The sequence below is a fragment of the Streptomyces sp. NBC_01089 genome, assembly GCF_045162975.1.
GTDB lineage: Bacteria > Actinomycetota > Actinomycetes > Streptomycetales > Streptomycetaceae > Streptomyces.
This window is the reverse complement of record NZ_CP108660.1, coordinates 2,891,834-2,903,653: the sequence shown is the minus strand read 5'-3', so window position 1 is coordinate 2,903,653 and position 11,820 is coordinate 2,891,834. Positions and strand designations below refer to the sequence as shown.

The following is an 11,820-nucleotide window of genomic DNA, read 5'->3' as shown; positions in this document are numbered from 1 at the left end:
GGGTCGTATACCCGCTGTCATGGCTGCACCCCCCTGTAGTGACATTCGGTCAGTTCAGCTGCGGCTTGGGATCGTTGTAGGGCGCAGTCTTGCGGAGGACGATCCTACGTTTGATCCCCGGGGGCGCATCAAGGGTCTCACGACGGCACGTACGCGGGCGTGCGGTCCCAGTCGTCCGGAAGGACGGGAACCGGCCACCGCGGGTCGGGCCGCCACTCCTCCCAGCCGTCGGCGAACGGCGGCCCCCAGGACTCGATCCGCCGGACCGCTCGCCGGCCCGCCCGCCGCACCCGCGCCGCCTGCTCCGCGTCCATCAGCCCGGCCTGCTGGGCCTGGGCGAACTCGTCCTCGTCCAGCCACTGCCAACTGCGGTCGGGCAGCACCGAGATGTCCAGGAAGTGATCCTCGGAGTCGACGCCGCCGGCCCACCGCAGCTGCGGCTCCTCCAGATTCACGTACCAGCTCTTGAAGCGCCATCCCCGGTCCCACCACAGCCACACCGACCAGGGCTCACCGGGCCGCGCCAGCTTCAGCACACCCATGCCCCACCAGCGGTCACGGACGACCGTGCGGGGCTTGGTGTAGCGGGTGGCCAGCGGCTCCCGGTGCACGGGGGTGCCGTCGGCGAGCGCCGGTCTCACACACTCGGTACCGGGCGCCAGCCAGACGGCGAGCAGCTCGTCGGTGTCCTGCACCACGGTGACCGGGCGGCAGATGTGCAGGTGCTCGGACGCGTTGCCGCGGTAGCGCCAGAGAATGTGGTCCCCGGGCGCCCAGTGTTGTGTTCCTCCTGCACCTGTCATGCGGAGATCTTAGGAGTACGAGAGGTACAGCGCAGCGATCCGGGTCACGCGGACCGTCGCGGCGGGGCACAGTTCACGGCCGCGTCATGTTCGGGACCACTGCCGCCGCGTGTCACGGCCGCGTCATGCTCAGGACGTCCAGCGCCGCGTCCAGTTCCTCCGCCGTCAGGTCGCCCCGCTCCACATACCCCTCGTCCAGCACGACCTCCCGGATGGTCCTGCGTTCGGCGATCGCCCGCTTGGCGACCTTCGCGGCCTCCTCGTACCCGATGTACTTGTTCAGCGGGGTGACGACCGACGGCGAGGACTCCGCGTACTCCCTGGCCCGCTCCGCGTCGGCGGTGATCCCGTCGACCGTGCGGTCCGCGAGCAGCCGCGAGACGTTGGCGAGCAGGCGCACCGACTCCAGGACGTTCTTGGCGATCACCGGCAGCATCACGTTCAGCTCGAAGTTGCCCGCGGCCCCGGCCGCGGCGACCGTCGCGTCGTTGCCCGTGACCTGCGCCGCCACCATCAGTACCGCTTCCGGGATCACCGGGTTGACCTTGCCCGGCATGATGGACGAACCGGGCTGCAGGTCGGGCAGCGAGATCTCCGAGAGGCCGGTGCGCGGGCCGGAGGCCATCCAGCGCAGATCGTTGGAGATCTTCGTCAGCCCGGCTCCGATGGTCCGCAGCTGGCCTGACGTCTCGACGATCCCGTCCCGCGCGCCCTGCGCCTCGAAGTGGTTGCGGGCCTCCGTCAGCGGCAGCCCCGTCGCCGCGGCCACCTCGGCGATGACGGCAGCCGAGAAACCCGGCGGGGTGTTGATGCCGGTGCCCACCGCCGTACCGCCCAGGGGCAGCTCGGCGAGGCGCGGCAGCGAGGCGTTGAGCCGCTCGACGCCGTACCTGACCTGCGCCGCGTAACCGCCGAACTCCTGGCCCAGGGTCACCGGAGTCGCGTCCATCAGATGCGTACGCCCGGACTTGACCACCTCGGAGAACTCCCCGGCCTTGCGTTCCAGCGCCTCGGCCAGGTGGTCGAGCGCCGGGATCAGATCCCGGGTGACGGCGGCCGTCGCCGCGATGTGGATCGAGGAGGGGAACACATCGTTGGACGACTGCGAGGCGTTCACATGGTCGTTGGGGTGCACCGGGCGCCCCAGCCGCTCGGTGGCGAGCGTGGCCAGGACCTCGTTCATGTTCATGTTGGACGAGGTGCCGGACCCGGTCTGGAAGACGTCCACCGGGAACTCGCCGTCCCACCGCCCGTCGGCGACCTCGGCCGCCGCCTCCTGCACCGCCTGCGCGAGATCCGCTTCGACGACCCCGAGCCCGGCGTTGACCTTGGCGGCCGCTGCCTTGATCCGGGCCAGCGCCTCGATGTGGGCCCGTTCCAGGGTCCGGCCCGAGACGGGGAAGTTCTCCACGGCGCGCTGGGTCTGGGCGCGCCACTTGGCGCCGGCCGGGACCCGTACCTCGCCCATGGAGTCGTGCTCGATCCGGTACTGCTCAGTCATCGTCGTACCTCCTTATCGGACAGCAACGTCTGACGGAGAGGTGTTCCCGGGTCCGGGAAGAAGATCACCCCTCACCGCCGGCAGGCCGTGAGGGGTGATCGGGGGGCTTCCGCGGCTGCTACGCCTGGCCGGGGGCGCGCACCGGGATGCTGAGGATGGTGGGGGACTCGGCGGGCGCCCGGAAGAAGTCATTGCCCTTGTCGTCCACCACGATGAACGCCGGGAAGTCCTCGACCTCGATCTTCCACACGGCCTCCATGCCCAGCTCCTCGTACTCCAGGACCTCGACCTTCTTGATGCAGTCCTGGGCGAGCCGCGCCGCCGGGCCGCCGATCGAGCCGAGGTAGAAGCCGCCGTGGCTGCCGCAGGCGTCGGTGACCTGCTGCGAGCGGTTGCCCTTGGCGAGCATCACCTTGGAGCCGCCCGCGGCCTGGAACTGCTCCACGTACGAGTCCATCCGCCCGGCGGTCGTCGGGCCGAACGAGCCGGACGCGTACCCCTCGGGGGTCTTCGCGGGGCCCGCGTAGTAGACCGGGTGGTCCTTCAGGTACTGCGGCATGCCCTCGCCCGCGTCCAGCCGCTCCTTGATCTTGGCGTGCGCGATGTCGCGCGCCACCACCAGCGGCCCGGTCAGCGAGAGCCGGGTCTTGACCGGGAACTTGGTCAGCTCGGCGAGGATGTCGTCCATCGGCCGGTTCAGGTCGACGGATACGACGTCGGCGTCCTCCAGGTGCTCGTCCGTGGTGTCGGGCAGGAAGCGCGCCGGGTCGGTCTCCAGCTGCTCCAGGAAGACGCCCTCGGCGGTGATCTTCGCGACGGCCTGCCGGTCGGCCGAGCAGGAGACGGCGATGGCGACGGGCAGCGAGGCGCCGTGCCGGGGCAGCCGTACGACGCGGACGTCGTGGCAGAAGTACTTGCCGCCGAACTGCGCGCCGATGCCGATCTTCTGCGTCAGCTCGAAGACCTTCTGCTCCAGCTCCGTGTCGCGGAAGCCGTGCCCGGTCGGGGAGCCCTCGGTGGGCAGCTCGTCCAGGTAGTGCGCGGAGGCGTACTTGGCGGTCTTCAGGGCGAACTCCGCCGACGTACCGCCCACCGTGATCGCCAGGTGGTACGGCGGGCACGCGGCCGTCCCCAGGGAGCGGATCTTCTCCTCCAGGAACTTCATCATGGACGCCTCATTGAGGACGGCCTTGGTCTCCTGGTACAGGAACGACTTGTTGGCGGAGCCGCCGCCCTTGGCCATGAAGAGGAACTTGTACGCGCCGCCGTCGGTGGCGTACAGCTCGATCTGCGCGGGCAGGTTCGAGCCGGTGTTCTTCTCCTCCCACATGGTGAGCGGAGCCATCTGCGAGTAGCGCAGGTTCAGCTTGGTGTACGCGTCGAAGATGCCGTGCGACAGGGCCTCCTCGTCACCGCCCGCGGTCAGCACGTTCTGGCCGCGCTTGCCCATGACGATCGCGGTGCCGGTGTCCTGGCACATCGGAAGGACGCCCGCGGCCGCGATGTTGGCGTTCTTCAGCAGGTCGAGCGCGACGAACTTGTCGTTGGACGACGCCTCGGGGTCGTCGACGATCTTGCGCAGCTGGGTGAGGTGGGCCGGGCGCAGATAGTGCGAGATGTCATGCATGGCCGCGGCGGCGAGCGTACGCAGCGCCTCGGGCTCGACCTTGAGGAACGTACGCCCGTCGGCTTCGAAGGTGGAGACGCCATCGGCGGTCACCAGCCGGTACGGCGTGGTGTCCGCTCCCACAGGAAGCAGATCGGAGTACGCAAACTCTGGCATGACGGCCATTCCTCACTCGGCAGACGCGGGCTGGCCTCCATCGGCACAGCATTCACCAGCGTAGAACCACCGGGGGAGAGCGCGGTGGTGAGGTAGGACTCACCTTCTGCGGGGACTTATCTCCTGTGAGGTGTGGCGCGGGGGCTTCGCCGGGTTGCTCCGTTACTCGGCTGCTCGGCTGCTCGGCTGCTCGGCTGCTCGGTTACTCGCCGAGCCGGAAAGGCCCTTGCACTAGTCGCGATCTATCGCGTTTGGGTACGCTGGGCCGGTGGACCTCGAAAAGCACCCCCAGCAGCCGCGGCCCGTCGGCATCCGCGCGTCCGACGCCGACCGCGACCGGATCGCCGACATCCTCAGGGACGCCCTGGCCGAGGGGCGCCTCGACGCCGACGAGCACTCCGAACGGATCGAGTCGGTCTACCGCGCGAAGACGCTCGCCGAGCTGGAGCCGCTGGTCCAGGACCTGCCGGCTGCCACGGGCAGCCGTCCCGACCCGGGCGCCGCCGCGTACGCGGCAGCGGATGACCCGGACACCCCGGTCACCGCGGAGAACCTGGTCGCGGTCTTCTCCAGCTCGACACGGAAGGGCCGTTGGCGCATCGGCCGCAGGACGAACGCCTTCTCGCTCTTCGGCAATGTCGAGATCGACCTCACCGAGGCGCTGTTCGAGCAGCGTCTGACGGTCATCAACGCCACCGCGATCTTCGGAAATGTCGAGGTCAGGGTCCCGGAGAACATCACGCTGCGCGGCAGCGGCACCGGGATCTTCGGCAACTTCGAGGTGGACACGATCGAATCGGAGAGCCCGGAGGCGCCGGTCGTGGTGGTGAACGGGTACTCGGTCTTCGGCAACATCGAGGCCAAGCCGAAGCGGGGCAAGCTCGTGGCGGATCTGCGCGGCATGGTGGACAAGAAGCTCCGCAAGCACCTCGGGTAGACCGCGGGCCGGAACTCAGTGCATAGGCGTGCGCACAGCGGGTAGGGACTGCAGCATCGTCTCTCGCTCGCGAAGCCGTCGTCAGGAGTAGACCGTGCTGCATCCGCCGCATCAGTCCCTGCAGGTCGCTGCCGTACCACCGCAGCGTGCCCCGGCACGGGAGGATCAGGCCGGGCCCTGGCATTCGGAGGCGGTGTGCCGCCGGGACGAGGCGGGGCTCTTCTTCGCGCCGTCCAAGGAGCCGACCGCCGCCAGGCTCGCCCGTGAGGAGGCGGCGAAGCGGGTCTGTGCCCGCTGTCCTGTGCTGGTGGAGTGCCGCGAGCACGCACTGGTGCAGCCCGAGCCGTACGGGGTCTGGGGCGGGCTGACGGCCGCCGAGCGCCGTGTGGTCCTCGCCCGGCGCAGGCGCCGTGAGGTGGAGCTCAGGAGCACCGTCCAGGACCCCATGGCGCAGGCGGGCTGAGCGCACACGTCCCACACGTCCCACACGTCCCACACGTCCCACACGCAGGCATACGGAAGGGGCGCCCCCAGCCGCACACGGGGGGCGCCCTTTCCTGCTTGTTGGCTTGTCGAGTTGTTGGCCTGTTGGCTTGTCGGGCCCCGGATCCGGCCGGTTCGCCGCCGGGCCGGTCTCCTACTTGGCCCGGTCGAAGTCCACCGTGCTGTAGGCGCGCAGCTTCGACAGCCGGTGCGTCGAGTCGATCTGACGGATCGTGCCCGACTTGGAGCGCATGACCAGCGACTGGGTGGTCGCGGTCTCGGCCCGGTAGCGCACCCCGCGCAGCAGTTCGCCGTCGGTGATGCCGGTGGCCACGAAGAACACGTTGTCGCCGCTGACCAGGTCGGTCGTGGAGAGCACCCGGTCCAGGTCGTGGCCCGCGTCGATGGCGCGCCCGCGTTCGGCGTCGTCCTTCGGCCAGAGCTTGCCCTGGATCGTGCCGCCGAGGCACTTGATCGCGCAGGCGCTGATGATGCCCTCGGGGGTGCCGCCGATGCCCATCAGCAGATCGACGCCGGTGCCCTCCCGTACGGCCATGATCGAGCCGGCGACGTCACCGTCCGAGATGAACTTGATCCGGGCGCCGGTCTCCCGGATCTCCTTGACGATGCCCTCGTGGCGCGGGCGGTCGAGGATGACCACGGTCACGTCGTCGGGCGAGGAGTTCTTCGCCTTGGCGACCCGGCGGATGTTGACCGATACGGGGGCGTTGATGTCGACGAAGTCGGCGGCCTCCGGTCCGGTGACCAGCTTGTCCATGTAGAAGACGGCCGACGGGTCGAACATGGAGCCGCGGTCGGCGGCGGCCAGCACCGCGATCGCGTTCGGCATGCCCTTGGCGTTGAGCGTGGTGCCGTCGATCGGGTCGACGGCGATGTCGACCTCGGGGCCGGTGCCGTCACCGATGTGCTCTCCGTTGAAGAGCATCGGGGCTTCGTCCTTCTCGCCCTCGCCGATGACGACCACGCCGTTCATGGAGACGGTCGAGACGAGCGTACGCATCGCGTTGACCGCGGCACCGTCGGCGCCGATCTTGTCACCGCGCCCGACCCAACGGCCGGCGGCCATCGCGGCGGCCTCGGTGACCCGGACGAGCTCCAGGGCGAGGTTGCGGTCGGGGGCCTCCGGGGAGACCTCCAGCTGGGAAGGGAGATGATGCTCGGTCATCGGCACGCACCTTTCTGATACGACGACGGCCGTATGTAGAGGGTTCGTTCGATTCTATCGTCCGGTCGATAAAATGAGCACCAGGGCCCACGCATGAGCAGCGGAGGGACCTGAGACCATGGGGCCGTGGCAGGTACGCGAAGCAAGCAGACAGTGCGCGGAATGATCCAGTCGATGGCGGTCATCCTGGCCGCCGTCGCGGTTATTTACGTGTTCGTTCCGCACGGTGGCACTTCGGAGCCGGTGAAGACCGTCGACTACCGCGTGGAACAGCTCACGGCGCAGCGCGCGGCGCCGTATCCGGTGCAGGCGCCGGTCGGGCTCCCGAAGGGGTGGAAGGCGACCTCGGTCTCGTACGCCCAGAGCAGTGGCCATGCGTGGCACCTGGGGTTCCTGGACCCGGAGGAGCAGTACGTCGCGGTGGAGCAGGGCACCGGGCCGTCGGACAAGTTCGTCGCGACCGTCAGCAAGGACGCGTCGAAGACGTCGCAGACGCAGCAGGTGGGCGGCGAGACCTGGCAGCGCTGGAAGGGCCCCAAGTACAACGCGCTCGTACGCCAGGAGCACGGCTCGACGACGGCGGTGACCGGGACGGCGCCGTACGGGCAGCTGGCGCAGATGGCGGCGGCGCTGAAGGCCGAGAAGGCGGAGAAGCCGGCCGCGGCGGAGTCGGAGACCGGGAAGCCGGAGGGTGCTGCGAAGTAGTGGCCCCATGACATGGAGAGGCCGCCGCACCCTCGGGTGCGGCGGCCTCTCCATGTGCCGTGCGGGTGGCTCAGACGGTGGTGATGACCTCGTCGAGCGAGAGGCGCGGGGAGCGCGGGAACCAGGCGTCCTCGCCCGGCTTGCCGATGTTGACGATCATCAGCGGGGTGTGGTCGTCGTCCAGGAACTCCTTCTGGACACCGGCGAAGTCGAAGCCCGTCATCGGACCCGCGGCCAGACCGGCGGCGCGCACGCCGACGATGAAGTAACCGGCCTGCAGGGTGGCGTTGAGGTGGGCGGCCTGCTCGCGGGCCGGGCGCTCCGAGAAGAACGCGTCCTTGGCCTGCGGGAAGTGCGGGAACAGCTGCGGAAGCTCCTCGTGGAACTCGTTGTCCGCGGAGAGGATCGCGACCAGCGGGGCGGTGGCGGTCTTCGGGCGGTTGCCCTCGGCCATGTGCTGCACCAGGCGCTCGCGGGCCTCGGGGGAGCGGACCAGGGTGATGCGCAGCGGCGACTGGTTGAAGGCGGTCGGCCCGAACTTGACCAGGTCGTAGATCGCCTGAACCTGCTCCTCGGTCACCGGCTCGTCGGTGAAGGTGTTCGCGGTGCGGGCCTCACGGAAGAGGAGGTCCTGGGCGGCGGGGTCAAGAACGAGCGACATCTTTCGTACCTTCCGGACATGCAGTGGATCAAGGGATGTCTCGACTGTACGACCAAGATGTATTAAGTTTCAACTAAATCCGCCCCGACGTGATCGGCCTCACAGGAGTGGTGCGACGCCGGCTTCGCCGGGGGCGGCCGCGGAAGAGACAGGGGACGCCGGCGGAGGGCAGGAGCGCCGATAGGCGGCACGACACTGCCAGGGGCAGGGCACCGGCAGGGGTAGGACGCCGGCAGGGGCAGGGGCAGGGGCACTGCCGGGGTCGGGGCAGGGGCACCGGCACGGGCTCGCACCGGGGCGCGGGGTCAGCCCTCGCCCGGTTCCGTACCTTCCGCCAGCGCCGCGTCCAGCCGGGCCCGCGCGCCTTCCAGCCAGCCGCGGCACACCTTGGCCAGCTCCTCCCCACGCTCCCACAGCGCCAGGGACTCCTCCAGGGTGGTCCCCCCGGTCTCCAGCCGCCGTACGACGTCGATCAGCTCGTCGCGCGCCTGCTCGTACCCGAGGGCCGTCCCGTCCGCCTTCGTCTGCTTCGCCTCTGCCATGTCATCCACCCTGATCTCATCCACGCTGGTCTCGTCCACCCTGTTCTCACCGGCGCCGGATCTCACCCGCGCTGATCCCGTCCGGGCTGATCCCGTCCGGGCCGGAAGTCACCCGCGCCGGATCTCACCCGCGCTGATCCCATCCACGCTGATCCTGTCGGTCCCGGATCCCGCTCGGGCCGGATCCCGTCCGCGCCGGATTCCGTCCGGGCCGGATCGCATCCCCACGCTGACCCTTTCCGTGCCGGATCTCACTCCCCGGCCTCGTGCGGCCGTGCCGCGACCGTCACGCCCAGTTCGCCGCCCGCGACCCTGGCCCGCAGCGGCTCCCCGTCCGTGACCTCGCCGGGTGCCCGGACCACCGCTCCGTCCTCCCGCTGGAGCACCGCGTACCCCCGCTCCAGCGTCGCCGCCGGGGAGAGCGCGACGACGCGGGCGCGGGTGTGGGAAAGCTCCGAGTCCGCCCGGTCCAGCAGATGCCGCAGCGTCCGCCTGCTGCGCTCCACGAGGGCGTCGACGACCTCTTCGCGCTCCTCGACCATCCGCTGCGGCCGCTCCATCGAGGGCCTGGCGAGCGCGGCGGCCAGCCCGCGCTGCTCCCGGTCGAGCAGCCCCTGCAGGGTCCGCAGTGACCGGTCCCGCAGCAGCCGTACGCGCTCCAGCTCCTCCCCGACGTCCGGTACGGCCTTCTTGGCGGCGTCCGTCGGCGTGGACGCCCGGACATCAGCCACCAGGTCGAGCAGTGGCGCGTCCGGCTCGTGGCCGATCGCCGACACCACCGGCGTACCGCACGCGGCCACGGCCCGGATCAGCTGTTCGTCGGAGAAGGGGAGGAGATCCTCCACGCTGCCGCCGCCGCGCGCCACGATGATCACGTCCACATCCGGCAGCGCGTCCAGCTCCTGTACGGCGTCGATCACCTGGGGCACCGCGCGTACCCCCTGCACCGCCACATTCCGCACCTCGAAGCGGACGGCGGGCCAGCGCCGCCGCGCGTTCTCCAGGACGTCGCGCTCCGCAGCGCTCGCGCGGCCGGTGACCAGGCCGATCAGCTGCGGCAGGAAGGGAACGGGCCGCTTGCGGTCCAGCGCGAAGAGCCCTTCGGCCGCCAGGGTCCGCTTCAACTGCTCCAGCCGCGCGAGCAGTTCACCGATACCGACCGGCTTGATCTCCACGGCCCGCAGCGACAGCTGGCCGCGCGGCGCGTACCACTCCGGCTTCGCGTGGACCACGACCCGCGCGCCCTCCGACACCACGTCCGCGACCGCGTCGAAGACCTGGCGGAAGCACGTCACGGACACCGAGATGTCGTACGAGGGGTCGCGCAGCGTCAGGAACACCACCCCGGCCCCCGGCCGGCGTGAGAGCTGGGTGATCTGCCCCTCGACCCACACCGCGCCGAGCCGGTCGATCCACCCCCCGATGAGCCGCGACACCTCGCCGACGGGCAGCGGCGCGTCCGCACTCGTATTCAGAGCCATGTACGCAGGTTAAGCGCTGCCACCGACAGCCCGGCCGCCCTGCGCGGCTGCGCTGCCTCGTACGAAACGCACAGCGCGCCCCGGGCTGCCCCGTACGACCACCCGCCACGCATCACGCCCGCCCGCGCCCCACACCTCGTACCGGCCTCACGCCCCATACCTCACGCCCAGCCCTCACGCCCCGTACCGCACACCCAGCCCTCGCACCTCACGCCCCACACCCGCCCCTCACGTCTCGTACCCGGCCCGGCGGTTCCGCTGCACCGCGAACACCACGAGCCCCGCCACCAGCCAGATCAGCCCGACCCACTGGGCCGCGCTCGTCGCCTCCACGATCACCGCGATCGTCACCCCGGCGCCCACCACCGGCACCAGCACATGCCGCCACCAGACCGGCGGCCCCTCCGCCTTCCGCACCGCGAACCAGCCCACCACCGACGCGTGCAGCAGGAGGAACGCGGTCAGCGCCCCGATGTCGACCACCGAGACCAGCCGGTCGAGGCCGTCGTCGCGGCGCGCCGCCCACACCGCGGCGATCAGCGTCACCACCGCGGCGAGCAGCACCGCGAACCGCGGCACCCCGGACGGGCCGTCCACCTTGGCGAGCGCGTGCGGCAGCCGCCGGTCGCGGCCCATCGCGAAGAGCAGCCGGCCCGCCGCTGCCTGGCCGGCGAGGGCGGCGAAGGCGGCGCCGATCGCCTTGCTCACCGCGACCAGGTCGTGCAGCCAGCTGCCTACGGAGGCGTCCACCGTGTCGTAGAAGGCCGAGCCCTGCGCGACCGGCTTCGCGGCCAGCTGGGCGGACGACATCGGCTCCAGGACCGCCGCCAGATACGACTGCACGATGAAGAGGACACCCGCGAGGACCAGGCAGAACAGCACTGCCCTCGCGACCTTCGCCGATCCGCCCGTGACCTCTTCGGCGAACGAGGCGATCGCGTCGAAGCCCAGATACGACAGCACCGCGACCGACACCGCCCCGAGCACCGCGGTCAGCGAGAACCCCCCGTCGCCCGAGAAGGGCGTCAGCCAGCCGCGCTGCGCGCCGTCCCTGGCGAGCACCACGATCGCGGCCACCACGAACACCCCCAGGACCGCGATCTCCAGCATGAGCACCGCGAAGCCGACCCGGGCGGCCGCCCGTACGCCCCACAGGTTCAGCGCCGTGGTCACCACCACGGCGATCGCGGTCCACACCCACCGTGAGACCGAGGGCACCAGCGAGTTCATCGCGATCCCCGAGAAGAGATACGCGACGGCCGGAATCAGCAGATAGTCGAGCATCGCCATCCACCCGGCGATGAAGCCCGGCCCCTGGCCGAGCCCCTTGCGGGCGTACGCGAAGACCGAACCGGCCAGCGGCACGACCCGCACCATCTGCGCGTAACTGAACGCGGTGAAGGCCATCGCGATCGTCGACACGATATAGACGAGCGCGACGGCGCCGTGCGACTTGGCATCGAGGGTGCCGAAGATGCCGACCGGGGCCATCGGGGCGATGAAGAGCAGCCCGTACACGACCAAGTCCCGGAACCCAAGATTCCGATGGAGTTCCGGCGCCTTGGCGCTACTGCCCGCGCCACTGCCCGCACCGTTGTCCGCACTACTGCCCGCACCACTGCCCGCGGGCGTCTCGTCAGAAGTCATGGCATCAGTCTTCCCACAAGTACGGAGCCCGTCCCGGCTGACGCGGCCCGGGTTCCGCCGCGACCGGCGGCGGGCCCCGGCTGACGCGGCC

The 11,820-nt window shown here is 70.4% G+C and carries 11 protein-coding genes; 3 read left to right on the top strand and 8 right to left on the bottom strand.

Annotated elements, in window-relative coordinates; genetic code table 11:
- Positions 1-137: 137 nt before the first annotated feature.
- From OG510_RS12770 to OG510_RS12760, 3 genes are all read right to left on the bottom strand, one after another.
- Entirely contained in the window at positions 138-803 is a 666-nt protein-coding gene (locus tag OG510_RS12770; protein ID WP_406136888.1) for a DUF402 domain-containing protein, read from the bottom strand.
- 112 nt (positions 804-915) lie between these two features.
- Complete coding sequence (locus OG510_RS12765) at positions 916-2,304, bottom strand: class II fumarate hydratase (RefSeq protein WP_406136887.1); 1,389 nt, start codon at positions 2,302-2,304, stop codon at positions 916-918.
- 118 nt (positions 2,305-2,422) lie between these two features.
- The gene (locus tag OG510_RS12760) at positions 2,423-4,087 is read right to left on the bottom strand and encodes a fumarate hydratase (protein ID WP_406136886.1); all 1,665 of its coding nucleotides are present in this window, start codon (positions 4,085-4,087) and stop codon (positions 2,423-2,425) included.
- Between the two features lie 268 nt (positions 4,088-4,355).
- On the opposite strand from OG510_RS12760, the gene OG510_RS12755 reads away from it, so the two are divergent.
- Positions 4,356-5,024, top strand: coding sequence for a DUF1707 domain-containing protein (locus OG510_RS12755; protein ID WP_406136885.1), 669 nt, complete (start codon positions 4,356-4,358; stop codon positions 5,022-5,024).
- A gap of 94 nt (positions 5,025-5,118) precedes the next feature.
- On the top strand, positions 5,119-5,487 hold the full coding sequence (locus OG510_RS12750) for a WhiB family transcriptional regulator (protein WP_164265645.1): 369 nt from the start codon (positions 5,119-5,121) through the stop codon (positions 5,485-5,487).
- Positions 5,488-5,661: 174 nt separating this feature from the next.
- Here the strand turns inward: OG510_RS12750 and glpX are convergent, their stop codons facing one another.
- Positions 5,662-6,693 (bottom strand): class II fructose-bisphosphatase, encoded by a 1,032-nt coding sequence (gene glpX, locus OG510_RS12745; protein ID WP_164265644.1) that lies wholly within the window; start codon positions 6,691-6,693, stop codon positions 5,662-5,664.
- 126 nt (positions 6,694-6,819) lie between these two features.
- Here glpX and OG510_RS12740 point away from each other — a divergent pair, with 126 nt between their 5' ends.
- Positions 6,820-7,398 (top strand): DUF4245 domain-containing protein, encoded by a 579-nt coding sequence (locus tag OG510_RS12740; RefSeq protein WP_406136884.1) that lies wholly within the window; start codon positions 6,820-6,822, stop codon positions 7,396-7,398.
- A 70-nt stretch (positions 7,399-7,468) separates the two neighbouring features.
- Here OG510_RS12740 and OG510_RS12735 read toward each other — a convergent pair whose 3' ends face one another.
- From OG510_RS12735 to OG510_RS12720, 4 genes are all read right to left on the bottom strand, one after another.
- Positions 7,469-8,059 carry a malonic semialdehyde reductase gene (locus tag OG510_RS12735; RefSeq protein ID WP_406136883.1) on the bottom strand — a complete coding sequence of 197 codons (591 nt, stop codon included), beginning with the start codon at positions 8,057-8,059 and terminating at the stop codon, positions 7,469-7,471.
- Between the two features lie 305 nt (positions 8,060-8,364).
- Entirely contained in the window at positions 8,365-8,601 is a 237-nt protein-coding gene (locus OG510_RS12730) for an exodeoxyribonuclease VII small subunit (protein ID WP_406136882.1), read from the bottom strand.
- 251 nt (positions 8,602-8,852) lie between these two features.
- A complete protein-coding gene (xseA, locus tag OG510_RS12725; RefSeq protein WP_406136881.1) occupies positions 8,853-10,082 on the bottom strand; it encodes an exodeoxyribonuclease VII large subunit in 1,230 nt (409 codons plus the stop codon).
- A gap of 228 nt (positions 10,083-10,310) precedes the next feature.
- Complete coding sequence (locus OG510_RS12720; protein ID WP_406136880.1) at positions 10,311-11,729, bottom strand: APC family permease; 1,419 nt, start codon at positions 11,727-11,729, stop codon at positions 10,311-10,313.
- Positions 11,730-11,820 lie beyond the last annotated feature (91 nt).

Excerpts from the sequence above, each read along its gene's own strand:
- OG510_RS12770 (WP_406136888.1), bottom strand. The coding sequence starts at position 803 with ATGACAGGTGCAGGAGGAACACAACACTGGGCGCCCGGGGACCACATT.
- OG510_RS12765 (WP_406136887.1), bottom strand. The coding sequence starts at position 2,304 with ATGACTGAGCAGTACCGGATCGAGCACGACTCCATGGGCGAGGTACGG.
- OG510_RS12760 (WP_406136886.1), bottom strand. The coding sequence starts at position 4,087 with ATGCCAGAGTTTGCGTACTCCGATCTGCTTCCTGTGGGAGCGGACACC.
- glpX (WP_164265644.1), bottom strand. The coding sequence starts at position 6,693 with ATGACCGAGCATCATCTCCCTTCCCAGCTGGAGGTCTCCCCGGAGGCC.
- OG510_RS12735 (WP_406136883.1), bottom strand. The coding sequence starts at position 8,059 with ATGTCGCTCGTTCTTGACCCCGCCGCCCAGGACCTCCTCTTCCGTGAG.
- OG510_RS12730 (WP_406136882.1), bottom strand. The coding sequence starts at position 8,601 with ATGGCAGAGGCGAAGCAGACGAAGGCGGACGGGACGGCCCTCGGGTAC.
- xseA (WP_406136881.1), bottom strand. The coding sequence starts at position 10,082 with ATGGCTCTGAATACGAGTGCGGACGCGCCGCTGCCCGTCGGCGAGGTG.
- OG510_RS12720 (WP_406136880.1), bottom strand. The coding sequence starts at position 11,729 with ATGACTTCTGACGAGACGCCCGCGGGCAGTGGTGCGGGCAGTAGTGCG.